Here is a 21,033-nt window from a genome sequence, read left to right as displayed (position 1 = left end):
GCCTGCACGTCGCCACTCGGCCGTGCGGGCGTCGCGTTCAGGGGTGCCAGCCGTCGCTCGTGCGGTGCCACTCGGCCGTGCGGGCGTCGCGTTCAGGGGTGCCAGCCGTCGCTCGTGCGGTGCCACTCGGCCGTGCGGGCCTCGCGGAAGCCGCCGTCGTGCCAGTGCCGCACCGTGATCCGCAGCCGGTCGCCGTCGAGGTCGAGCACGGTGTACGACTGGCTCTCGCCCGCCCGCACCCGCCACGAGCAGGCCGTCCCGCTCATCACGCCGATCATTCCGCCGCCGATCCGAGCCTGCGCGGCCACGTGGTCGTGCCCACAGAGGATCACGTCGACACCGGCCCGGGCCGCGGCCGTGATCGCGGCCTCGGCACCTCGCACGAGCGTCTCGCGGGGCCGCTGCGGTGACCGCAACACCGGATGATGCAGCATCAGCACCTTGAGCTCGGCCGCCGACGCGAACTCCCCGGCGATCCGGGCGCGCTGCTCCCCGTCGACCCGGCCTCCCTTCCAGAGGTACGGCCGCGGCGAGCTCAGCCCGAGCAGTAGCAGACCATTTTCCCGTACGGCGGGTTCCGGTTCCCGGTCGATGAACGCGCGGTACGCGTCGAGGCTCCCGTAGGCCCGCGCCGGCCGGTCGAGCGGCAGATCGTGGTTGCCGGGCACGCTGGTCCACGGCCGCCCGATCTCATCCAGCAACTCCCGCGCGGCGGCGAACTGCTCGTCGCGGGCCCGCATGGTCAGGTCACCCCCGACCAGCACCCGATCCGCGTTGATCCCGCCCAGGTCGTCGCGCAGGCCCCTCACCACGTCCGGCTCCTCCGCCCCGAAATGCAGGTCAGTGATGTGAGCGAGACGCATTCCCCGAGCTTAGGGGGCTGCGCCGGCCGGGGGAGGACAGCCCCGGGCCGGCCCCGGCCTCAGCTGTAGCTCAGCGAGAAGCTGTTCGTGGTGAAGTTCGACTGCCCGGCGGTGCCGGTGATCTCGAAGCCGAACTGGAGCTCACCCACGGTCACGTTGCCCCACCAGTTGTTGGTGCGCAGCCAGTTCATGACGGCCAGCAGGTCGATCGTGCCCGAACCGGTGTTGGTGCGGATGAACGAGAACACCGCGTTGGCCCCGTTCGAGCCGCGGTAGACGTTCCAGGTGTGCCCGCCGACCGACAGGTTGCGGACGTTCGGCACGGCCCCGTTCGCGTCGTACTGCTCGGCGATCGGACCCACCGCGCCGTGCTGGTTGGTCCAGATCATGACTTCGTACGCGTGGTTGTCGGCCCAGATGTCGTACGTGGTGGCGTAGTCGCCGTCGGCCGGCACCGACACGTTGAACGAACTGGTCACGCTGGACAGCGAGCTCAGCGTGCGGTTCAGCGTCTTGCCGGTGTTCGGGTACGACTTCACGCCACTGGTGCGCGGATGGTTGGCGACGACACCCCAGTTGGTGCCGCTGCGCGCCCAGATCGTCTGCGTTCCCGCGCCCGAGCCCCAGATGTTGTTGTAGAGCGTGTAGCCGTTGTTCGTCCACGAGGCCCACTGCCCCGAGTCGACCCAGGCCGCGTCGCTCGGAACACCACCGGTGGTCGGCGGTGTAGTCGGCGGTGTCGTGCCCGGCGTCGTCGTTCCGGTGCAGGCCGTGCCGTTCAGCGTGAACGCCGTCGGCACGCTGTTGGTGCCGCTCACCGACCCGTTGAAGCCGAACGACACCGTCCCGTTGGTCGCGAGCGATCCGTTGTAGCCCGCGTTCCGGGCCGTCACGGTCGACCCGCTCTGCGTGAGGTTCGTGTTCCAGGCCTGGGTCACGGTCTGCCCATTCCCGTACGTCCACACGAGCGTCCACGAACTGAGCGGGTCACCCAGATTCGTGATCGTCACATTGGCCCCGAACCCGCCCGGCCAGGAACTGCTGATCGAGTAGGCCACCCGGCACCCCGCCGCCGCCGACGCCGGCAGGGCGGTGAGGACAGCCGCCCCTCCCGTGGCCGTCACCGTGGCGGCCAGCGCGAGCGCAAGAGTCCGACTGCGCATCTCTCCTTCTTCCCGACATTCATCGAAGCGCTTCGACGGTGGCGCCAACGCTTCGACGGACGTCAATGTGTGATTGCCGCGATGCTAGAACTCCCGGCCCCCGTCGGCAACAGCCCACCCGCCTGTTGAGCGCCCGCCAATTGAGTGCCCGCCGGTTAGGCCGCCGCCTGTTGAGCGCCCGCCAGTCGAGTGCCCGCCTGTGACGCAGTCGCCTGTTGAGCGCCCGCCAGTTGGGCACGTACCGGTTGAACGCCCGCCCGGCGCGTCGATCGTCCACCTCGGGTGAGCGCCGGCCGAGGGTGCGGTTAGGCTTTCCTAACCTCTTGTGAGAAGCGGGGTTGGGATGACGCAGCCGGAGTCGCTGGCACAGCTGCTGAACGGGCGGCGGGCCGCGCTCGACGCGACGCTGCCGACGGTGGGATTTGTTGCGGGCTGGCTGATTTTCCGCCAGTCGATCTGGGCCGGGGCGATCGTGGCCGTCGTCTTCGCGCTGGGCCTGTCGGTGTGGCGGCTGCGCTCCGGCGACAAGCCTCGCGCGGTGGTGATCGGCCTGCTCGGCGTGTGCGTGGCGGCGCTGATCGCGCTCTACACCGGCAGGGCCGAGAACTTCTTCCTCATCCAGCTGTTCAGCAACGCCGCCAGCGCCCTGGCCTGGGCGGTCAGCATCGTGATCCGGTGGCCGCTGCTGGGCGTCGTGGTCGGGGGAGTGCTCGGGCAGAAGACGCGGTGGCGGCGCGACCCGGCCCTGCTGCGCTCGTACGGGCTGGCCAGCTGGGTGTGGGTGCTGCAGTACGTCGTACGGGTAGCGGTCTTTCTGCCCCTCTACGCCGCCGGTGAGGTCTTCGCGCTCGGCGTGATGCGGGTCGCCCTGACGTGGCCGCTCATCGCCGCGTGCCTGGCCGGCAGCTGGTGGGTCATCCGCCGTACGCTCCCGCCCGGCCACCCCGGCCTGCGCCACCCGGTCACCGAGCCGTCCCCGGCCCCCGACCCGGCCTGACATCGTCGCTCGGCCTCCGAGGCCGGCCCCCGCCGAAACGTCGCCTGACCGTCTCCTGGCTCACACCGCGATCAATGGTTGCCATTCGGCAAGCATGGGTACCCGGAGTGCGTTGGCACGACGATGTGGAGGCTGTCATGGCATTCGACGACAAGGTTGACAACAAGTCCGAAGAGCTCGGCGGCAAGGTCAAGGAAGGCGTCGGCCGCGCCACCGACGACGAGCGTCTCGAGGCCGAGGGCAAGGCCGACCAGCGCGAATCCAAGGTCAAGCAGGCCGTGGAGAACGTCAAGGACGCCTTCAAGTCCTGACCGCCCGCGCGAACGTGAACAGGGACGGGGTCCTCGCCGCTCAGGCCGGGGCCCCGTTCAGCAATGTGTAGAGCTTGACGATCCGGTCGTCCTCGACGATCGAGATGTCCACGCCGGTCACGACAGGGTCGGCGCCCTCGGGCCCGAGCGCCCACGGCAGCATCACCAGGTTGCCCGCAATCTGTGCCGTCGCGGTCGCGCGGAACACGAAGTCCGGGGCCTGGTCGAGCAGCTTCTGCGCCTTGGCGCCCAGAGCCTCGCGGCCGACCAGCTCCTCCTCGGCGTCGGTGAAGACGACATTCTCCGCGTACGTCTCCTCGATGGCCTTCGCCCGCGCCTGCGGGTCGCGCTCACCGAAGACGCGCAGCAGGTTGTTCTCGGCCAGCTCAGTCAGACGGTCCATGTTCTCTCCCCGGGTCGCTTGCTCTCGGCTTTGGTTGCTTCGCCAAGCAGATGGTTACAGCCATCGCCGATTTTCGCCGTCGCCCTCGTCACGGTTAGGAAGGCGCACTACTGCGGTATGTGTGCTTGGTGAAGCGTCTGCCAGTGATTTTCAGCGCATCGGCCCTGCTGCTGGCCGGCTGCGGCTCCTCGTCGTCCTCGGCCCCGGTCCCCGGCGCAACGTCGAGCACCGCCGCTCCGTCGTCCCCGTCACCCAGTGCCTCCGCCTCTCCGTCGCCCACCAGCGCGGGAGGGGGTGGATCAAGCACGCGATGTCACACCGCCGACCTGGGCATCACCACCGGCGAGGGTGGCGCCGCCGCGGGCACCCACTCCGTCAACCTGGTCTTGACGAACAAGAGCGGCAAGACCTGTTCCCTGTACGGATATCCGGGCGTCTCGTGGGTGACCGGCGACAACGGCACACAGGTCAACGCCGCGTTCAGCCGTGAGGCGGGTGAAGCCGGCAAGACGACGGTCTCCGTCAAGCCGGGCGGGAAGGCGTACGTGCTGATCCTCTGGCCCTACTACGCGAACTATGACAAGTCGGAGTGCAAGCCGGTCGATGTCCGTGGCTACCGCGTCTATCCGCCGGACGAGACGGCAGCGATCTTCGTGGCCGATCCGCAGACCGTCTGCTCCGCAAAGGGCGTCGGCGCTGGCCGTGTTCACCCCGTTGAAGTAAATTCCGAGTGAACGATGCATCCTTGCTTCGACCAGCGTAAATGCAGAGTGGTCCGTTCGTACCATCCATGAGGGACAAACGGACCGCATTGACGGCTGTCATAATCCGCAGCGGCCCGGCTTCCGTGTCTCCGGTTTGAAGGGGCGACGCTCACGCCCCCAAATGAGGAGATCTCATGCTCAACTCGAAGCGTTCCCGGGTCCGCGCCGCTGCTGGGGTGGGAATGGCGGCCGTGGTGGCCACCGTCGGCGCCGTGACCTTCAACGCCTCCGCCGCGGAGCAGGCCCCCGTGGCCCCGGCCGCGATCGGCCCCGACGCGCGTGCGGTCTCGATCCCCGGAATCCCGGCCGCGATCAAGCCCCCGAAGGGTTCGAAGCCGATCAGCGCCTTCTTCGTGGCGTCGGGCACCCAGACCTACACCTGTACGGGCGGCATCTTCACCGGCGCCTCCGTCCCCGAGGCCCAGCTGATCGGCACCGGCGGCCGCGTGCACCACTTCGGCGGCCCGAGCTGGCAGTCCACCCGCGACGGCTCCCTGGTCACGGCGGCCAAGAAGGCCGAGAGCCCGCGCGCCGGCACCATCCCCGAGCTGCTGCTCGAGGTCAACTCCCACTCCGGCTCCGGCATCTTCAGCAAGGCCACGTTCATCAACCGCCTGCTGACCTCCGGCGGCACCGCCCCGGCCGGCGCGTGCACCGACGGCGAGAAGAAGGCCGTCCCGTACGGCGCCATCTACGTCTTCTGGACCAACTGACCCACCGCGCCACCGGCACCACCCGCACGACTGCACCACCCGTACGACTGCACTACCGGCACGACCCGCACGCTCCGGGCGCCGACCGCACCAGCGGCCGGCGCCCAGCGCTGTCTCCAGGCCCGTCCCGCCGTACCAGGGGCCGGCGCCCAGCGCTGTTTCCAGGCCCGTCCCGCCGCTCTCCCGCGTGATCGGTCCCGCCATCACCCCCGGCGAGCCGGCGCCCGTGCGCGGAAGTATTCGACGAACTGGTCTTCCCCGTCGGCTCGAACCACCATGTCTCCTTTCCATCGACCACCCCACGTACTCGGCGCAGGTCTGAAAGGTTGCACTCCACGCGTGATCGAATGTGAGCGTGGAGAAACTGCGACTGCGTCCGTACGGCCGTCTGACCCCCGCCGAGCCGGGCGACGCCCTGTTGTCCGTCTCGGTCGGCCCGGCCGGCGAGGCAGTCGCCCTGTGGTCGGCCCCCGACGACCGCGAGGCGCTGACATCGCTGAGTTCTGAGACGTCCCCCGACGCGCGCGCCGCACGCCCGGCCGGCGTCCGGATCACCGTGCACACCCCCGACCTGACCACCGTGGTGCGCATCGCCTCGATGCCGCTCGCGCACGTCACCGCGCAGCCCCTGCCCGGCGGCCGCTTCCTGGTGGTGGCCGCCCGGTGCCGGCTGCGCCCCGAAGGTCCCGACCGCAACGCGATCGTCTACGACCCCGACGGCACTCCGGTCGCCGAGTTCACGTTCGGCGACGGCATCGAGGAAGTCCTGACCACACCGACCGGGCAGGCCTGGGCCGGCTATTTCGACGAGGGCGTCTACGGCAACTACGGCTGGGACGACCCCCTCGGCTCCTGCGGCCTGATCCGCTGGAACACCGCCGACGGCGAGCAGGCATGGCGCTTCCGCGGCGGCGACGCTCCCTACATCGACGACTGCTACGCCCTCAACGTCACCGACGAGACCGCCTGGGCCTGCTACTACTCCGACTTCCCCCTCGTACGCATCCACGACGGCAAGCTGACGGTCTGGCGCAACAAACTGGCCCGCGGCGCCCGAGCCCTGATCGTCGACGACAGCCGGGTCGCCCTGTTCGGCGGCTACAGCCCCGACCACGACGCGGTGGCGGTCGGCAAACTGGGAAACGGCAAGCTGCGCGCGGCCGGGCGCTACCGCCTCACCCTGCCCGACGGCACACCGTTGCCCGACCGCTACCGCTTCACCGGCCGGGGCCCGACCCTGAACTTCTTCCACGGCACCGACTGGCATCAGCTCACCCTGGCCGACATCGCGTAACGGGCTGGAACCCGCCCTCTTCAGCGCTCCGCGCTGGACACCGCCGCGGCGAAGCCGGCCGACGTGGATGGGCACGCTAGGGTGCTGGGCGTGGGCACCTGGGGCAGTGGCAACTTCGACGACGACACGGCTGCGGATCATCTGTCCGGCCTGACCGCGCGGCTGGTGCGTGAGGTCGAGGACGCCATGGCCGGCGATCCGGTCGAGCTGGAACCGGACGAGTACTGGGGTGTTGCCGTCCCCTGCAATCTCGAGATCCTGCATGTGCTGGCCGGTCGGGGCTGGGTCGGTGTCCAGTTGCCCGAGGCCGCGACGGTGGAGGCGTGGAAGGCGACCTACCTCGGCGTGTGGGACGCGACCATCGACGACCTGGAACCGGGCCCGGAGTACAAGACGCAGCGGCGGGCGGAGCTGGAGCGCACCTTCGACCAGCTCGCCGAGGCGATCCGCGCCGAGTAAGCCCAGCGCCGCACCCCTCGCGGAAGCGCCAAGCTCATTGCCCGGGCGGCGCGGTGTCGCGGTAGTTGCAGCTCGGCCAACACCCGCGTCAGTGCGCATATCGGTTGCTCCGCTCGCGGCTCTCCGGGCACGCTGCGCGGATGATCGAGATTCGTGTTCTCACCGAGGACGACTGGGCGTTGTGGCGAGTGCTTCGGCTTCAGGCTCTGACTGAGGCGGCGTACGCCTTTGGGTCCCAGTTGGCGGACTGGCAGGGCGAGGGTGATCGCGAGGAGCGATGGCGTGCCCGGCTGGCCCTTCCCGGCTCGTACAACCTGGTGGCGTCGGTCGACGGGCGGGCGGTGGGGATGGTGAGCGGCGTACGGACCGATGAGGTTCGGGCCGTCGAGCTGATCTCGATGTACGTGGCCCCGGAAGGGCGCGGCCGCGGAGTGGGCGACCTTCTCGTGCGGCGCGTCGCGGAGTGGGCCGACGAGGCCGGCGCCGCGGAACTACGGCTGTCGGTCACCGAGGGCAATACAAAGGCCCGCGAGCTGTACGAGCGAAATGGCTTCCACGAGACCGGCGAGTTGGGCGACCTCATGCCCGACGGCCTACGTCGTGAGCAGGTCATGGCGAGAAGGCTGACGGGCTCCTCGTCGAAGTCGATCTCGTCCAACTAGGGAGCACGTCATTACCCGCCCTCCCAGGGGGCCACCGCCACGACCAATTCTATCGAGTTCGACCGATCTTCGAGCCCGCCCCGCGTCCGCCCTGTGGACAACCGTGAATTGTGGACAAGCGCAGAACTGACCAGCAGCGTAGGAAGATGCCCGGCGACGCGGACAACCACAGCGCCGGGCAACGGTGCGGACGAACGAGATGTCAGCCGCCGACGTGGGCGGCCGCCGCCAAGAGAGCGTCGATCGCGGCCTGCGGCTGCGACACCATCGACACGTGCGAGGCCGACACATCGGTTATCTTGGCGCCGGCCCGCTCGGCCATCGAGCGCTGCGTCCGGGGCGGAATCACCCTGTCCTCCAGCCCCACTACCGCCCACGACGGCAGCGTCTTCCAAGCCGCCACGACCGACGGCGTCGTGTTCGCGCTCAACGTGATCGGCCGCTGGCCGGCCGCGATCAACCAGCGCTCGTCCGACGGCAGGTCCTGGGCGAACGCGCTGTGCACCGCGTCCGGCTTCAGGAACGCCTCGACGTCGCCCTCCGGCGCGCCGGGGTAACCCGCCAGGTCGAGCACGGTCGTCGGGTCGGGCACCGCCAGCGCCGAGCCCGATCCGTCGAGAATACCGAACGTGGTCTCGCCCTCGTCGGGGATGAACGCGTCCACATAGACCAGCGCGCGCACGTCACCACCACCCAGGGCGGCGTTGGTGATCACAAAACCGCCGTACGAGTGCCCGGCCAGCACCACTGGTCCGGTTGTGCGCTGGGCCAGAAACGAAGAGAGGTACGCGGCGTCGGTCGCCGGCCCGCGCAGCAGATTGGTCGGGGCGAGAACGGTGAATCCCTGGCTCTGCAGAGCGGCCGCGACGGCGTTCCAGCTCGACGCGTCGGCCCAGGCCCCATGCACCAGAACGATCGTAGGTTTCGACATTGCTGTCCCCCTGAACGTCGTAGTCAGGGCCGATCGTAGGAGCCTGGGAGCGCGGCCACTACCTCCCAACCTCCGCCCGCGGCCGGGCCCGCCGAGAGCTGACCGCCCAATTCCTGTACGCGTTCACGCAGCCCAGTCAGCCCGCGACCGGTGCCGCCGAGATCCAGTCGAGCCTGCCCGGACGGGTCGTTTTCCACACGTACGGTCAAAGACCGCAGTTGCCCAGCGACAGGTCCGGCGACAACAACACGCACCGCCGCACCGGGCGCGTGCCGCAACGCGTTGGTCAGGCTCTCCTGCACCACGCGGAAGGCGACGTGTGCGACCGGCGCCGCCACCCCGTCCCGGTCACCGGAGAACCGGCACGTCACGTCGAGACCGCTGCGCGCCGCCCGGGTCACCACCTCGTCGATCAGCGACAGGTCGGGGCCACCCACCTCCGTACCGCCAAGAAGGTCGACCAGCCGCCGCAGATCCGCCTGCCCCTGCCGGGCCGACTCCGCGATCGCCCCGAACGCCTCGCGGGCCAGCGCCGGATCGTGGTCGACGAGCCGCTGCCCGGCCGCCGCCTGAATGATCATGACGCTGATCGCGTGGCCGACGATGTCGTGCAGTTCGGCGGCGATCCGCGCGCGTTCGTGCCGCAGCGCCAGCTCCGCGAACAGCTCGCGCTCCTCCTCCAGCTCACGCCCGCGCGCGTCGAGCTGGGCGGCCGCCTCGCGACGCAGACGCAGCACCGTCCCTGCGAAGAAGGCCGGCACGCTGAACATGGTCAGCCCGACCGGACTGCCGTCGACGATCAACCACAGAGTTCCCACGTACGCCATCAGGCCCGCCCCCGCCACCCAGGCCGCCCGCCCGCTGAACGCCAGGGCCGCCAGCCCGGCCAGCAACGCCATGATGACCAGGGCCGGGTCGGGGAACCACCCGTGGCCCGCCACCGCCGCCCCGGCCAGCCACAGCGTCGCGCCCGCGACCGTCACGAGCTGCGGCTGCTCCCGCCACCACAGCAGTGTGGACCCGGTCGCGAGCAGCAGCACCGTCAGCGGCCCCCACTGCCCGGCGATCGCGGTCGGGATGAGCACGACCCCGGCCACCAGCGCCGCGATCGCCGCCTTCTCGAGCATCAGCCCAGCACGGGCAGCTGGGCCACGATCCGGGCCCGGCCCCGCCCGACCCTCACGTCGACCGACCCGCCGAGCAGCCGCGCCCGTTCCCGCGCCCGGGCCACCGCCGCCCGTACCTCGCCGCCCCGGTTCACCGACCCGTCCACCCGGATCTCCAGCGCTTCGTTGTCGAACCGCACCACCACTTCGAGCCCGCCGAGCGCGCCGACCAGATATTCGACGATCCGGTATGCCGAGAGCTCCACCGTGGCCGGCAACGATCGCGGATCACCGGTCACCGTGAGGCGCGAGCCGGGTGAGCGGTGCCGGGCCAGCAGCGCGTCGAGGTGCGCGACGGTCGGGGCCGGCGCCAGGTCGACCTCACCGCCGCGCAGCAGCCCGACGATCTCGCGCATGTCGTCCATGGTCCGGCGGCTGCTCGTCTCGATCGACTCCAGCAGCGCCCGGGCCTGCGCCGGCTCGAGACCGTGGGCCGACTCGGCGGCGCGGCTGAGCTGGTCGAGCCGTTCCTGCAGCAGCCCGTCGAGCTGCCGCGAGAGCCGGGCCCGGTCGTCGGCGACCATGAGCGCGGCCCGTTCGTCGCGCAACTGCCGCAGCTCCTCGTCACGGCTCTGCAGCTGCCGGTTGAGCGCGCTGCGTTGCCGGGCCGCCCGCCCCACGCCGAACACGATCAGGGCCACCGGTGCCGCCAGGATCATGGCGCCGGGCCCGGCCGAGGAGTCGACGGCCAGGACGGCGTAGCAGAGCAGCACATTGAGGACCAAGACCGACCAGGCCCGCGTACGGGAACAGGTCAATGCCCCCAGGAAAGTGAGCACAAAGGCCAGTGGGAGCCCGGCGCCGCAGCGGGTCACCCAGCCGAAGATCAGGTCGTGCAGCACCATCACGCCGAGCGCGACACCGGTGACCGGGAGAACCCCGCGCCGCCACCACAGCACCGGAATCGTGGCCGCCGCGAACAGCGGAAGCATCCACACCGAATGCGTTTCGATCGGGTGATAGGCCGCGCCGTCGGCGACATCACGGGCGAAGTCCGCGTCGTCCGACGTGATGTTGAAAGCCATGAGCACGGCGCCGAGGGCGGTGAGAAGCCCCGCGATGATCCAGTCGATTTTCCGCATCGCCCTCGGCTCCTTCCGCCTCAGACGGCCACGCGCTCGGCGACCTTTTTGCTGGTGACCCGATTCTGGACCCAGAACCCGATCCCATAGAAGAGCGCGGCCCCCGGAAGGGCGATTTCGAGCCCACCGGGCAGCCCGCCGATCGACGAATCCTGCGCCAGCACGAGCAGAATCAGCACGACGACCCCGGCCAGCCCGATCGCCTGGTTCCGGATGTTCCCGGCGAACCGCGCCACCGCGTACGAAAGCGCAAACGCCAACGGCAGCCCCGCACCGCACCGCGTGACCCACTCGAATGACACGAGATGCACCGCCATGACCGCTACCGTCACGCCGACCACGGCCAGAATGTTCCGCCGCCGCCACAGAATCGGCACCATGGCCAAGAGGAACACCGGCAGCATGGCCCACGAGGTGGTCGACAGCGGATGGGCCAGCGACTCGTCGGCCGAGGCCGTGATGTTCTCGACCATGAGCAACGCCCCCGCCGCCGTGAACAGCCCCGCCAGAATCCAGTCGGTCTTCTTCATATTCATCGGTCAGTTCCTTTCGCGTCTTCGATACCCGAGACGCTAGGAACCGCCCGCCGTAGCCTTCGTCTGCCGCAAGGACGATGTTCCGCCCCCGCATCCTCCGCAGGGATGACCCGCGGGCGGCGGCAGTTTCGGCAGAATCGCTATGTGATCCGCGTGCTGATAGCCGACGACCAGACCTTGGTCCGTACGGGCTTCCGCGTGATCCTGGAAGCCGAGGGCGACATCGAGGTGGTGGCCGAGGCCGCCACCGGAACCGAGGCCATCCGCCAGTCCCAGCTGACCAGCCCCGATGTCATCCTGATGGACATCCGCATGCCCGACCTGGACGGCCTGGCCGCCACGGAACAGATCCGCCGCCACCCCGACGCCCCCACCGTGGTCGTCCTGACAACGTTCGACCAGAACGAATACGTCTACCGGGCGCTGCAATCCGGAGCGGCCGGCTTCCTCCTGAAAGACGCCCCGTCATCCCGCCTGATAGCCGCCGTCCGAGCCGCGGCCACCGGCGATTCTCTGATTGAGCCGTCCATCACCCGGCGCATGGTCGAGCGTTTCGCCACTCCCGCCGAGCCCACCGGACCACCACCCGAGCTGTCGGCTTTGACCGACCGCGAACGAGACGTCCTACGCCTGATGGCCCGAGGCTTGTCCAACGCCGAGATAGCCGCCGAGCTGGTGGTAGCCGAAACCACGGTCAAAACCCACGTGGCCCGAATCCTGACCAAGCTGAACATCCGCGACCGAGTCCAGGCCGTGGTGGTCGCCTACCAGTCCGGCTTCGCCACCCGCCACCAGAGCTGACTTCGAGGCAGGCCGCGCCGCCGGCGGTCCCGATCTGCTCGGTCGGATCGGCTTGACTGTGTCCACCGATGGTGCACCTTGGGCGACGGGCTGGTGGGTTCATGTCCGCGCGACGACGACTGAGTCGACCGGGTTGCAACCGGTGGGACGAGGCTGGCCGGCGTAGTCGCTCTTGTCGCCGGTCTTGGCTCGGCCGGCGTATGCGGGGCCGGAAAGCTTGGTCGCGGCCTCGACGTCGCAGTCGTACAAGGTGACGACGAAAAGTTTGCCGGACCTTTCAGTAACGTCGCCCACCACGGCCTCGGGACAGCTCAAGGCTTCATTTATCACGGAGCATTCCTTCTCGGCGAAGTGATGGAGCTGTTCGTCGTTCGCGTGGACGTCGAACCACAGCGTGTGATTCTTCTGCAGGTTTCGCTGGACGACACCCTCGAGGATGTTCCGTTGTGGGACCTGCGCGTTCTGGGCCGGTCGGGTGATGGTTACCGTTCCGGGATTGTCGGCGTGGCCTGCGTAGTACGCGATGAAGGCGCTTCCTGCCACCAGTATTCCTAGGACGGGTAACGCCGCCGACGGCTTGAACCACGCGGGGCGAGGTACCCAATTCGCCACGATGCCGGAGGCGCCCGCTATCAGGCCGAGCGCCAAGGCGAATACGATCTCGTTTGTCACACGTCGAGTGTGGCAATAGCGTGCAAATAGAATGCGATCGAAGAATTGCACGGCGATGCATTATATTTCTCGGCCGGTGGGCATCAGGAATGGATGGCTCAAGCCCGGGACGGTTCCGCTTGGTTACTGGCCGGGTCAGCTCGGGGTGGGTGACGGCTCGGACGACCATGGGCCGACGGGAATGGCTGCGCCGTCCAGGCGGGCGGTGGCGGTGTCATCGTCCAGCAGCAGGAGGATCGCACCGGTGGTCCCGGTGAGCAGGGCGGCCCCCGCCGCCACGATCAGATGTGAACGGCTACGCCGGCCGGCACGGCACCGCTCCAGCAGCTGTCGAGCAGGACAACCCGGCGCCGTGCGCGGCCGGTGTGGCGCACCTCGCGGCGGATGTGTTCGTACCTCAGACCGAGGGGCGTCCCGCCGTAGGTGGCGATGTCACCTTCCGTGTGGAGAACAAAACGAGAGATTGAGCGCTCACGAGACCCGTTGGCTCAACGGCCGACGGGTCTCCGTTCATCGGGGACGGTCACCGCGAGATAGCCGTCCTCGAGGCCAGGATCGACCGGCGTTGCCTCGGCGCCGGGTGCGGTCGGGGCGACGATGCGGTAGCGCATGCCGCCCTCGTGGGGGAGGGCCGAGACCACGGTTCCCTCGCTCGGTGGCGGGCCGCTCGTCACGAGCGACCACACTTGACCCGCCGCCCGCTGGGTCAGGTCGTCGACCGTGCCTCGGAAGGCCAAACGGCCCTGCGCCAGCACGGCCACCTCGCGGCATGTCTGGGCGATGTCCTCGACGATGTGGGTGCTCAACACGACCGTACGATCGCCCGCGAACTGCGACAACAACGTACGGAACCGGATGCGTTCCTCCGGGTCCAGGCCCGCCGTCGGCTCGTCGACTATCAGCAGCTGGGGGTCGGCCAGCAGGGCCTGGGCGATCCCGACCCGCTGGCGCATGCCGCCGGAGAAACCGCGCAACCGCCGCCCCGCCTGGGCGGTCAGGGCGACCACCTCCAGCAGCTCGCCGACGCGACGACGCCGTACGGCCGGGTCGTCCATTCCCTTCAGCAGCGCCACGTAGTCGAGGAACTGCCGCGCCGTCAGGTCGGGATAGACGCCCAGGTCCTGGGGCAGGTAGCCGAGGCTCTGCTGCACCGCATGGCGGCCCGCGCCGGTGGCCAGGTCGTGCCCGCCCACGGTGACCCGACCGGCGGTGGGGCGCACGATTCCGGCCAGGATGCGCATCAGCGTGGTCTTTCCGGCGCCGTTCGCTCCGAGCAGGCCGAACATGCCGGTGGGGACGGTCAGGTCGAGGCCGTCCAGGGCGGCCACCCCGCCGCGGTAGGTCTTGGTCAGGGCGGTGATCTCGATGGTCACGAGCGGGTCCTCTCGGAGAAGCGCACCCAGTGGCCGCCGGCCAGGGCCGCTGCCGCGAGTGCCAGCAGCAGGGCGATGGACAACCAGGCGAGCAGCGGGGTCGGTTCGGGGCGCAGGACATTGAGGGCGGCGCCGGGGATCGGGCCCGCCCACACTTCGGCGCCGTCGATTCCGTGGAAGCCGAGCAGGCCGGCCAGCGGATAGCCGCCCAACGGGTTGAAAAGGGTGCGGGACAAGGTCGGCATCAGGTCGGGCGGGACCACGTTGCCCCACAGCCAGTAGCCGACGAACAGCACGCGGAACAGCGGCGCCGGCATCACCAGCGGCAGGGTCAGCGCGAACGCGGCCACGAACAGCAGGCCCGGCACGAACACCACCCCGAACGTCGCCAGCGCCCACAGCACGGCGGGGAAAGAGCCGGAATTGATGGCGTACGCGATGGCGAAGCCGAAGTAGGCGGCGGCGATCGGGACCGCGGTCGCCGTCCCGGCCCCGAGGTATTTGCCGACCAGCCGGGCGGCCCGCGAGGCGGGTGTGGCGTCCAGGATCGGCGCCACCCGCAGCCGGTCGTCGCGGACGAGGCGGTCGGCCAGCAGGCAGCCGAACCCGATCGACAGCAGCGCGTGCACCTGGACGGCCAGCCCGACCACGGCCGTCTTCGCCTCGGGCGGGCGCTCGGCCGGATCGAACAGGTCGCGCAGCAGGCTGCCGCCGATCAGCACGAACAGCACCAGGGTCAGCGCGGGCACGATCCACACCGAGCGTTTGCGGATCTGCATGCGGAACTCGTACCGCAGGGTCGCGATCATTCGTCCTCCGAGCGGATCAGGCGTTCGGAGCGGCCCAGCACCACCACGGCGAGCGTGAGGAGGGCGGCCGCCGTGGCGAGCAGGGTGAGCCGGTTCGCGGTCCACGCCTCGGGGTCGGCGCCCCGGGTCGTCGCGAACAGGTAGAGCAACCGGCCGGGGAGATGCTGTTGCGCGGCGCCGGCGAAGAACTGCTGAACGGCCCACACCGTCGTCACCAGTGCCCCGGCCGCGGCCGGACTGCGGGTCAGCGCGGCCGCCGCCAGCCCCAGCCCGCCCAGGGCGAGGGTCGGCGCCACCCAGGTGAGCTGCCCGGTCAGCGGGCCGTGGTTGTCCGGCCAGCGCGCCCACCAGCCGGTCGCGATCAGCGCGCCGGCCGTCACCGCGGCGACCAGTGCGGCCCACCCCAGCGTCACCACGGTCCGGCGCAAAAGCGTTTCCCGGTACGGCGTAGGGACCGCGAGCTGGATCTCGACCGCCGGGTCGCGCCCGATCAGCGACGCGCACGCCACCCCGGCGGTCAGCGGCACCGCCATCTCGAGGGCACCGAGCAGTATGCGGGCCGTGGTCGCGTCGCCCGCCACGGGACTCGCGACCGCGGCGGCGACACCCAGCGCGACGGCGAGCGGCGGCCCGAGCACGGCCGTCCAACCGGCGCGGCGAACCTCGTACCGCCAAAGGGTTTTCGGTCTCACAACGGGTAGGTAGCGGGCCGGCCCACGCCAGGTTCACCGCGCCCGGCGGCAAACACCGCGAAGGCCGCGACCGCCGCGCTGACCGCCAGGACGGCGGCGTTGGTGACCCAGACCTCCACGATGAACCGGGCCGGCCAGACCGTCGCCAGCACCCGGACCGCCCACAGCCCCACCGCCGTGCCGAGTGCGACGTCCGGTCCGAACCGGACGGCGATCAGCAGGCTCAGCGACGACAGCAAGGCCATCGGCCCCAGCCAGGCGGCGATCAGAGTGTTCAGGCCGGCGGTCCCGGCGGTTGCGGCCGAGGCCAGCAGCGCGAGCGCCAGGTCGTAGCCGAAGACCAGCGCGATCCGTACGAGCAAAAGCAACCGGCCCGACGTGGGCAGCGTCGCCATCAGCTCGGCTGCCGGGTCGCGGCCGGCGCGGTAGGTGCCCGCGACCCCGGCCGCGGCGACGATCGGCGCCACCAGCGAGAGCACCAGCCCGGCGGTGGCCGCGGCCGGCTGCAGCAGCACCACCGCGACGCCCAGCGCCATCACCAGCGCCGACGCGATCGGGACGGCCGGGCGGATCAGGCGGCCCTCGGCCAGCACGAGCGCGGCCAGGCGCCGCAACCGCTTCGGCGCGGTTCGCTCGGCCGGTGGTTCCATCGCGCTTCGGGTCAGAACGGCGCGAACCAGCGTCGCGGCGTCGGGCGGAACCGGACGGGGGCCGGCCGCGGCCGCGATCGCCTGCCACGCCCCGAGTTCGGCCCGGCACGCCGGACACTCCTCCAGGTGCGCGCGCATCCGGTCACGCTGCTCGGCGTCCAGCGTTCCCGCCGCGTACGGGGGAATCAGGTCTTTCATTCCGGCACCTCCTGGCCGACGAGCGCCGCGGCGACAGCGGCCCGCGCGTGATGAAGCCGGCTCTTCACCGTTCCCACCGGAATCGCCAGCACCTCGGCGACGTCGGCGAGCGGCAGCCCGGCCACGAAGACCAGCGCGATGACGTCCCGGTGGTGGGCGGGCAGCCGGTCGATCGCCGCCGCCACCGGAGTGCCCCCGGCCGCCGCGATCGCCAGCTCCTCGGGACCGGCACCCGGGTCGGCCCGATCCGGCAGTTCCCCGGCGAGCGGCGCCGGCCGCAGACGCAGCCGGTTGTGGGCCTGCCGGTGGGCCACCCCGAACAGCCAGGTCGTCACCTTGGCCCGCCCCTCGAACGCCCCGGCCGACCGCCACACCGCGAGCATCGTGTCCTGCAGGATCTCCTCGGCCGTCCCCCGATCACCGGCGAGCCGGTGCAGGTAGCCGAAGAGCGGGCCGGAGTGCCGTTCGTAGAGCCGCGCGAGGGCGCCCGAGTCCCCGGCCGCGACCGAGCGCAGCAGTTCGACGTCGCCCGGTTCCATCCGCCACCCCTTCCAAGAAAGTTGGTAGCACCCGGGCACGCGGATGGTTCACGGCTGTCCTCCGGCAAAGTTGGTTGTTCATCACGTGTTCTGGTCGTCGCGCGGGGGACGGGCATAGCTTGAGGGGCGAGGAAATCAGCCAGGGGAGGCTCGGCATGGGATTCGTGACCACCGACGACGGCGTGGAGATCTTCTACAAGGACTGGGGGAGCGGGCAGCCCATCGTGTTCAGTCACGGGTGGCCGCTCTCGGCCGACGACTGGGACGCGCAGATGCTGTTCTTCGTGCGGAACGGGTTCCGGGTCGTCGCGCACGACCGGCGCGGGCACGGGCGGTCCACCCAGGTCGGCGACGGCCACGACATGGACCACTACGCCGACGATCTGGCCGCCGTCGTCGCGCACCTCGACCTGCACGACGCGATCCACGTCGGACACTCGACCGGCGGCGGCGAGGTGGCGCACTACATCGCCCGGCACGGTGAGAGCCGGGTCGCCCGGGGTGTGCTGATCAGCGCCGTCCCGCCGATCATGGTGCAGACCGAGAGCAACCCGGGTGGCCTGCCCCAGAGCGTCTTCGACGACCTGCAGGCGCAGCTGGCGGCGAACCGGTCGGAGTTCTACCTGGCGCTGCCCTCGGGCCCGTTCTACGGCTTCAACCGGCCGGGGGTCGAGTCGTCCGAGGCGATCATCCGGAACTGGTGGCGTCAGGGCATGATGGGCGGGGCCAAGGCCCACTACGACGGCATCGTGGCGTTCAGCCAGACCGACTTCACCGAGGACCTCAAGAAGATCACGGTGCCGGTTCTGGTCATGCACGGCGACGACGACCAGATCGTCCCGTACGCGGACTCTGCCCCGCTTTCCGCCGCGCTGCTGAAGAACGGCACACTCAAGACGTACGCCGGTTTCCCGCACGGCATGCCGACCACTCAGGCGGATGTCATCAACGCCGACCTGCTGGAGTGGATCCGCTCCTGACCGCGTGCGACAACGGCGGAGCGGTCCGTAATTGGCGGTTTGTCACTACAGTCGTCAGCGATGAAGACGCTATCGAGGGTCGTCGTCGCGCTGGTGGCCGCAACGCTGGGCGCCGGGGCTCTGACCACGCCGGCCCACGCGATCGCGAACGGTGAGGATGTGGCCGACGGACAGTACAAGTTCGCGGTCAAGCTCACCGACATCGGCATACCGACCAAGGACGGCGGCAAGCGCAACAGCTCCTGCTCGGGCGGGCTGATCTCGCCGCGCTGGGTGCTCACCGCCGGCCACTGCTTCAAGGACGAGAACGACCGCCGGGTGTCGCGTCCGGTCGCCGACCGCACGGTCGCCACGATCGGGCGGGCCGATCTGACCGGGACGGCCGGGTTCAGCGCCAACGTCGTCGAAGTGCGCCAGCACGGCGACGCCGACGTGGCGCTGGCCCGGCTCGACCGGCCGATCACGGCCATCGCCCCGATGCGGCTCAACCGCAAGAAGCCGGTCAAGGGGCAGAAGGTCCGGCTGGTCGGGTTCGGCGATCTCAAGGACAACGCCAAGCGCACCACCGACCGCCTCCAGACCGGCGTCTTCGAGGTCACCAGCACGTCGAAGCTGGAGATGGGCGTGATCGGCACCTCCCCGGCCGACGACACCAGCGCCTGCCCGCACGACTCCGGCGGCCCCTATTTCGTGGGCAGCCCGACCGGCGTGGCCACCGTGGTCGGAGTGGTCAGCCGCGGCCCCAGCTGCCCGCACAGCGGCGCCGACACCTCGGCCCGGGTCGACTCGATCGCCCCCTGGATCCTCTCCGTGATCGGGGCCGACCTGCGTACGGCGGTCAGACCCAGCACCAAGCCGCCGGCCGCGAGCCCGCCGCAGGCCCGTCAGAATCCGGCCGCCGCCGCTCGCGAACCCGCCGACGACGAGCCCGTCCCACCCTTGTTGTGGCTGGCCGCGGTGCCGATCGTGCTGCTCATCGGCGCCCTCGTGATGTGGACGGCCCGGCCTCGCCGGGGATCGCACCGGCGCCGCTGACACCGCGTGCGCTGCCGGACAGCGCCGTGTCAGCGCTATGTGCGCGCCGTGTCAGCGCCGCGCGGGATTCTCGACGCCGAGGCAGACGACCGTGTTCTGCCCGCGACGAGAGGACGGACATCATGAGTGATCTCGTGGTGCGCGCGGAGGGTCTGCGCAAACGATTCGGGAAGACCCAGGCGCTGGACGGCGTGGACCTGGCGATGCGCCGCGGCACGGTGCTCGGCGTGCTCGGGCCGAACGGCGCAGGCAAGACCACAGCCGTACGGGTCCTGGCCACCCTGCTGCGCCCCGACGAGGGCTACGCCGAGGTGGCCGGCATCGACGTGCTCAAGGAGCCGGGCCGGGTGCGCCGGCGGATCGGGCTGACCGGCCAGTACGCCAGCGTCGACGAGGACCTGACCGGCACCCAGAACCTGGTGCTGATCGGCCAGCTGCTCGACCTGCCGACCCGCGACGCCAAGCGGCGCGCGGCCGAACTGCTCGACTGGTTCGACCTCGCCGAGGCGGCCGGGCGGCAGGCCAAGACGTACTCGGGGGGCATGCGGCGCCGCCTCGACCTGGCCGCCAGCCTGGTCGGCCACCCCGAGGTGATCTTCCTGGACGAGCCGACCACCGGCCTCGACCCGGCCAAGCGCGAGGACATGTGGGGCGTCGTGCGCACCCAGGTCACCCAGGGCGCCAGCGTGCTGCTGACCACGCAGTACCTGGAGGAGGCGGACGCGCTGGCCGACGAGATCGTGGTGGTCAACCACGGCAAGGTCATCGCGCACGACAACCCGGTCGGACTCAAGCGCCGGGTGGGTGGCCTGACCCTGCACGTACGCCCGTCCGACCCGGCCCACGTGCCCGACGCGCTGCGGATCCTGGACGCCGTGGCCGCCCCCGGCACCAACGCCTCGGCCGACACGGCCGCCGGCGCCCGCCCCGGCGCGGTCAGCGTGCCGGTCAAGGACGACACCGCCCTCGACGTGGTCGTCCCGGCCCTGCGCCAGGCCGGCATCGAGGTCGTCGACCTCGGCCTGCACCTGCCCAGCCTCGACGAGGTCTTCCACTCCCTCACCGAAGGCACCCCGACCACCGCAGCCAAGGAGGGTGAGCTCGTATGACCACGCTCGACGTGCCCGTTCGCAACATCACCGGCGACATCGACAAGCCCCGCGGCGGCGCGCTAGCCGCTCTTGTGCGCCACAGCGTGGCCCTGGCCCGGCGAAGTCTGATCAAAACCATCCGTACGCCGGAAGCCCTGATCGACGTCACGCTGCAACCGGTCATCTTCCTGATGCTGTTCACCTACCTGTTCGGCGGCGCCCTCTCCGGCGGCGACCGCGGCGCCTACCTGCAGTTCCTGCTGCCCGGCCTGCTGGCGCAGTCGCTCGCCCTGGGCGGCATCGCGCTCGGGCAGAACCTCAACGCCGACATCGAGAAGGGCGTCTTCGACCGGTTCCGGTCGCTGCCGGTGGCCCGGTCGGCGCCCCTGATCGGCGCGGTCGCGGCCGACGTCGTGCGCTACCTGACCGTCTGCGTCGTGATGCTGGCGTTCGGCACCCTGATGGGCTTCCGGGTCGAGACCGGGCTGGTCCCGGCGGTCGCGGCGGTCGCGCTCTCGATCGGGTTCGGTCTGTGCTTCTGCTGGATCTCGGTCTGGGTCGGCATGATGGTCCGTACGCCGGGAGCCGTGCAGGGTGTGATGTTCCTGCTGATCTTCCCGTTGTCCTTCGGCAGCAACGTCTTCGTCCAGACCGACACGCTCCCCGGCTGGCTGCAGGCGTTCGTGCACGTCAACCCGATCACCCCGCTGGTCGAGGTGATCCGCGGGCTGCTCGTCGGCGGCCCGGTGGCGCACGGCCTGACGCTGACCCTGGCCTGGATGGCCGGCCTGCTGGTGGTCTTCGTGCCGCTGGCGCTGCGGGCCTACAACCGCCGCGCCTGAGCGCACG

At 70.4% G+C, this 21,033-nt stretch carries 26 protein-coding genes; 12 read left to right on the top strand and 14 right to left on the bottom strand.

The window, feature by feature from the left end; genetic code table 11:
- Positions 1 to 92 precede the first annotated feature (92 nt).
- Positions 93 to 863, bottom strand: a complete 771-nt coding sequence (locus JIG36_RS03840; protein ID WP_203374558.1) for a metallophosphoesterase family protein — start codon at positions 861 to 863, stop codon at positions 93 to 95.
- A 59-nt stretch (positions 864 to 922) separates the two neighbouring features.
- Entirely contained in the window at positions 923 to 2,026 is a 1,104-nt protein-coding gene (locus tag JIG36_RS03835) for a glycoside hydrolase family 12 protein (protein ID WP_236045506.1), read from the bottom strand.
- A 343-nt stretch (positions 2,027 to 2,369) separates the two neighbouring features.
- Between JIG36_RS03835 and JIG36_RS03830 the strand changes: the two genes are divergently transcribed.
- Positions 2,370 to 3,023, top strand: coding sequence for a DUF3159 domain-containing protein (locus tag JIG36_RS03830; RefSeq protein ID WP_203374557.1), 654 nt, complete (start codon positions 2,370 to 2,372; stop codon positions 3,021 to 3,023).
- Between the two features lie 137 nt (positions 3,024 to 3,160).
- The gene (locus JIG36_RS03825; RefSeq protein WP_203374556.1) at positions 3,161 to 3,334 is read left to right on the top strand and encodes a CsbD family protein; all 174 of its coding nucleotides are present in this window, start codon (positions 3,161 to 3,163) and stop codon (positions 3,332 to 3,334) included.
- 40 nt (positions 3,335 to 3,374) lie between these two features.
- Here JIG36_RS03825 and JIG36_RS03820 read toward each other — a convergent pair whose 3' ends face one another.
- Positions 3,375 to 3,737, bottom strand: a complete 363-nt coding sequence (locus JIG36_RS03820) for a nuclear transport factor 2 family protein (protein WP_203374555.1) — start codon at positions 3,735 to 3,737, stop codon at positions 3,375 to 3,377.
- A gap of 143 nt (positions 3,738 to 3,880) precedes the next feature.
- Here JIG36_RS03820 and JIG36_RS03815 point away from each other — a divergent pair, with 143 nt between their 5' ends.
- The 5 genes from JIG36_RS03815 (at position 3,881) to JIG36_RS03795 (ending at position 7,629) form a co-directional block, all read left to right on the top strand.
- A complete protein-coding gene (locus JIG36_RS03815) occupies positions 3,881 to 4,471 on the top strand; it encodes a DUF4232 domain-containing protein (protein ID WP_307872556.1) in 591 nt (196 codons plus the stop codon).
- A gap of 164 nt (positions 4,472 to 4,635) precedes the next feature.
- Entirely contained in the window at positions 4,636 to 5,214 is a 579-nt protein-coding gene (locus JIG36_RS03810; protein ID WP_203374553.1) for a DUF3455 domain-containing protein, read from the top strand.
- A 355-nt stretch (positions 5,215 to 5,569) separates the two neighbouring features.
- Positions 5,570 to 6,508, top strand: a complete 939-nt coding sequence (locus JIG36_RS03805; RefSeq protein ID WP_203374552.1) for a YxiH-YxzG fusion protein — start codon at positions 5,570 to 5,572, stop codon at positions 6,506 to 6,508.
- A gap of 90 nt (positions 6,509 to 6,598) precedes the next feature.
- On the top strand, positions 6,599 to 6,967 hold the full coding sequence (locus tag JIG36_RS03800; protein ID WP_203374551.1) for a DUF4259 domain-containing protein: 369 nt from the start codon (positions 6,599 to 6,601) through the stop codon (positions 6,965 to 6,967).
- A gap of 140 nt (positions 6,968 to 7,107) precedes the next feature.
- Complete coding sequence (locus tag JIG36_RS03795) at positions 7,108 to 7,629, top strand: GNAT family N-acetyltransferase (RefSeq protein WP_203374550.1); 522 nt, start codon at positions 7,108 to 7,110, stop codon at positions 7,627 to 7,629.
- A 202-nt stretch (positions 7,630 to 7,831) separates the two neighbouring features.
- On the opposite strand, the gene JIG36_RS03790 is transcribed toward JIG36_RS03795, so the two are convergent.
- The 4 genes from JIG36_RS03790 to JIG36_RS03775 are packed head-to-tail and all read right to left on the bottom strand — an operon-like array spanning position 7,832 to position 11,344.
- Positions 7,832 to 8,536, bottom strand: a complete 705-nt coding sequence (locus JIG36_RS03790; RefSeq protein WP_307872555.1) for an alpha/beta fold hydrolase — start codon at positions 8,534 to 8,536, stop codon at positions 7,832 to 7,834.
- A 47-nt stretch (positions 8,537 to 8,583) separates the two neighbouring features.
- Entirely contained in the window at positions 8,584 to 9,687 is a 1,104-nt protein-coding gene (locus tag JIG36_RS03785; protein WP_203374548.1) for a sensor histidine kinase, read from the bottom strand.
- Positions 9,687 to 10,808, bottom strand: coding sequence for a sensor histidine kinase (locus JIG36_RS03780; protein ID WP_203374547.1), 1,122 nt, complete (start codon positions 10,806 to 10,808; stop codon positions 9,687 to 9,689). The genes JIG36_RS03785 and JIG36_RS03780 overlap by 1 nt, the downstream gene beginning before the upstream one ends.
- Positions 10,809 to 10,828: 20 nt before the next feature.
- On the bottom strand, positions 10,829 to 11,344 hold the full coding sequence (locus tag JIG36_RS03775; RefSeq protein WP_203374546.1) for a hypothetical protein: 516 nt from the start codon (positions 11,342 to 11,344) through the stop codon (positions 10,829 to 10,831).
- Positions 11,345 to 11,488: 144 nt separating this feature from the next.
- Between JIG36_RS03775 and JIG36_RS03770 the strand changes: the two genes are divergently transcribed.
- The gene (locus JIG36_RS03770) at positions 11,489 to 12,145 is read left to right on the top strand and encodes a response regulator (protein ID WP_307872554.1); all 657 of its coding nucleotides are present in this window, start codon (positions 11,489 to 11,491) and stop codon (positions 12,143 to 12,145) included.
- A 99-nt stretch (positions 12,146 to 12,244) separates the two neighbouring features.
- Here the strand turns inward: JIG36_RS03770 and JIG36_RS03765 are convergent, their stop codons facing one another.
- The 7 genes from JIG36_RS03765 to JIG36_RS03735 form a co-directional block, all read right to left on the bottom strand.
- Positions 12,245 to 12,868, bottom strand: a complete 624-nt coding sequence (locus tag JIG36_RS03765; RefSeq protein WP_203374544.1) for a hypothetical protein — start codon at positions 12,866 to 12,868, stop codon at positions 12,245 to 12,247.
- A gap of 84 nt (positions 12,869 to 12,952) precedes the next feature.
- Complete coding sequence (locus JIG36_RS03760; protein WP_203374543.1) at positions 12,953 to 13,096, bottom strand: hypothetical protein; 144 nt, start codon at positions 13,094 to 13,096, stop codon at positions 12,953 to 12,955.
- 209 nt (positions 13,097 to 13,305) lie between these two features.
- Complete coding sequence (locus JIG36_RS03755; RefSeq protein WP_203374542.1) at positions 13,306 to 14,190, bottom strand: ABC transporter ATP-binding protein; 885 nt, start codon at positions 14,188 to 14,190, stop codon at positions 13,306 to 13,308.
- Complete coding sequence (locus tag JIG36_RS03750) at positions 14,187 to 14,999, bottom strand: ABC transporter permease (protein WP_203374541.1); 813 nt, start codon at positions 14,997 to 14,999, stop codon at positions 14,187 to 14,189. The genes JIG36_RS03755 and JIG36_RS03750 overlap by 4 nt, the downstream gene beginning before the upstream one ends.
- A complete protein-coding gene (locus tag JIG36_RS03745) occupies positions 14,996 to 15,691 on the bottom strand; it encodes a hypothetical protein (protein ID WP_203374540.1) in 696 nt (231 codons plus the stop codon). The genes JIG36_RS03750 and JIG36_RS03745 overlap by 4 nt, the downstream gene beginning before the upstream one ends.
- The gene (locus JIG36_RS03740) at positions 15,688 to 16,539 is read right to left on the bottom strand and encodes an anti-sigma factor (RefSeq protein WP_203374539.1); all 852 of its coding nucleotides are present in this window, start codon (positions 16,537 to 16,539) and stop codon (positions 15,688 to 15,690) included. The genes JIG36_RS03745 and JIG36_RS03740 overlap by 4 nt, the downstream gene beginning before the upstream one ends.
- A complete protein-coding gene (locus JIG36_RS03735; RefSeq protein ID WP_203374538.1) occupies positions 16,536 to 17,078 on the bottom strand; it encodes an RNA polymerase sigma factor in 543 nt (180 codons plus the stop codon). Before JIG36_RS03735 ends, JIG36_RS03740 begins: the two co-directional genes overlap by 4 nt.
- Before the next feature lie 155 nt (positions 17,079 to 17,233).
- Here JIG36_RS03735 and JIG36_RS03730 point away from each other — a divergent pair, with 155 nt between their 5' ends.
- The 4 genes from JIG36_RS03730 (at position 17,234) to JIG36_RS03715 (ending at position 21,026) form a co-directional block, all read left to right on the top strand.
- Positions 17,234 to 18,058 carry an alpha/beta fold hydrolase gene (locus tag JIG36_RS03730; RefSeq protein WP_203374537.1) on the top strand — a complete coding sequence of 275 codons (825 nt, stop codon included), beginning with the start codon at positions 17,234 to 17,236 and terminating at the stop codon, positions 18,056 to 18,058.
- Between the two features lie 60 nt (positions 18,059 to 18,118).
- Positions 18,119 to 19,093 (top strand): S1 family peptidase, encoded by a 975-nt coding sequence (locus JIG36_RS03725; RefSeq protein WP_203374536.1) that lies wholly within the window; start codon positions 18,119 to 18,121, stop codon positions 19,091 to 19,093.
- Between the two features lie 122 nt (positions 19,094 to 19,215).
- Positions 19,216 to 20,202, top strand: a complete 987-nt coding sequence (locus JIG36_RS03720) for an ATP-binding cassette domain-containing protein (protein ID WP_203374535.1) — start codon at positions 19,216 to 19,218, stop codon at positions 20,200 to 20,202.
- A complete protein-coding gene (locus JIG36_RS03715) occupies positions 20,199 to 21,026 on the top strand; it encodes an ABC transporter permease (RefSeq protein WP_203374534.1) in 828 nt (275 codons plus the stop codon). The genes JIG36_RS03720 and JIG36_RS03715 overlap by 4 nt, the downstream gene beginning before the upstream one ends.
- Positions 21,027 to 21,033 lie beyond the last annotated feature (7 nt).

The sequence above is a fragment of the Paractinoplanes ovalisporus genome (genome assembly GCF_016834655.1).
GTDB lineage: Bacteria > Actinomycetota > Actinomycetes > Mycobacteriales > Micromonosporaceae > Actinoplanes > Actinoplanes ovalisporus.
Note: the sequence above shows the minus strand (reverse complement) of the source record. Positions and strands in the feature narration are given on the sequence as shown.

What these genes read in the sequence shown, in the direction of transcription:
- JIG36_RS03825 (WP_203374556.1), top strand. Translation starts at nt 3,161, where the DNA reads ATGGCATTCGACGACAAGGTTGACAACAAGTCCGAAGAGCTCGGCGGC.
- JIG36_RS03725 (WP_203374536.1), top strand. Translation starts at nt 18,119, where the DNA reads ATGAAGACGCTATCGAGGGTCGTCGTCGCGCTGGTGGCCGCAACGCTG.
- JIG36_RS03720 (WP_203374535.1), top strand. Translation starts at nt 19,216, where the DNA reads ATGAGTGATCTCGTGGTGCGCGCGGAGGGTCTGCGCAAACGATTCGGG.
- JIG36_RS03730 (WP_203374537.1), top strand. Translation starts at nt 17,234, where the DNA reads ATGGGATTCGTGACCACCGACGACGGCGTGGAGATCTTCTACAAGGAC.
- JIG36_RS03810 (WP_203374553.1), top strand. Translation starts at nt 4,636, where the DNA reads ATGCTCAACTCGAAGCGTTCCCGGGTCCGCGCCGCTGCTGGGGTGGGA.
- JIG36_RS03840 (WP_203374558.1), bottom strand. Translation starts at nt 863, where the DNA reads ATGCGTCTCGCTCACATCACTGACCTGCATTTCGGGGCGGAGGAGCCG.
- JIG36_RS03835 (WP_236045506.1), bottom strand. Translation starts at nt 2,026, where the DNA reads ATGCGCAGTCGGACTCTTGCGCTCGCGCTGGCCGCCACGGTGACGGCC.
- JIG36_RS03785 (WP_203374548.1), bottom strand. Translation starts at nt 9,687, where the DNA reads ATGCTCGAGAAGGCGGCGATCGCGGCGCTGGTGGCCGGGGTCGTGCTC.
- JIG36_RS03795 (WP_203374550.1), top strand. Translation starts at nt 7,108, where the DNA reads ATGATCGAGATTCGTGTTCTCACCGAGGACGACTGGGCGTTGTGGCGA.
- JIG36_RS03740 (WP_203374539.1), bottom strand. Translation starts at nt 16,539, where the DNA reads ATGAAAGACCTGATTCCCCCGTACGCGGCGGGAACGCTGGACGCCGAG.
- JIG36_RS03775 (WP_203374546.1), bottom strand. Translation starts at nt 11,344, where the DNA reads ATGAATATGAAGAAGACCGACTGGATTCTGGCGGGGCTGTTCACGGCG.
- JIG36_RS03715 (WP_203374534.1), top strand. Translation starts at nt 20,199, where the DNA reads ATGACCACGCTCGACGTGCCCGTTCGCAACATCACCGGCGACATCGAC.
- JIG36_RS03820 (WP_203374555.1), bottom strand. Translation starts at nt 3,737, where the DNA reads ATGGACCGTCTGACTGAGCTGGCCGAGAACAACCTGCTGCGCGTCTTC.
- JIG36_RS03830 (WP_203374557.1), top strand. Translation starts at nt 2,370, where the DNA reads ATGACGCAGCCGGAGTCGCTGGCACAGCTGCTGAACGGGCGGCGGGCC.
- JIG36_RS03735 (WP_203374538.1), bottom strand. Translation starts at nt 17,078, where the DNA reads ATGGAACCGGGCGACGTCGAACTGCTGCGCTCGGTCGCGGCCGGGGAC.
- JIG36_RS03780 (WP_203374547.1), bottom strand. Translation starts at nt 10,808, where the DNA reads ATGCGGAAAATCGACTGGATCATCGCGGGGCTTCTCACCGCCCTCGGC.
- JIG36_RS03750 (WP_203374541.1), bottom strand. Translation starts at nt 14,999, where the DNA reads ATGATCGCGACCCTGCGGTACGAGTTCCGCATGCAGATCCGCAAACGC.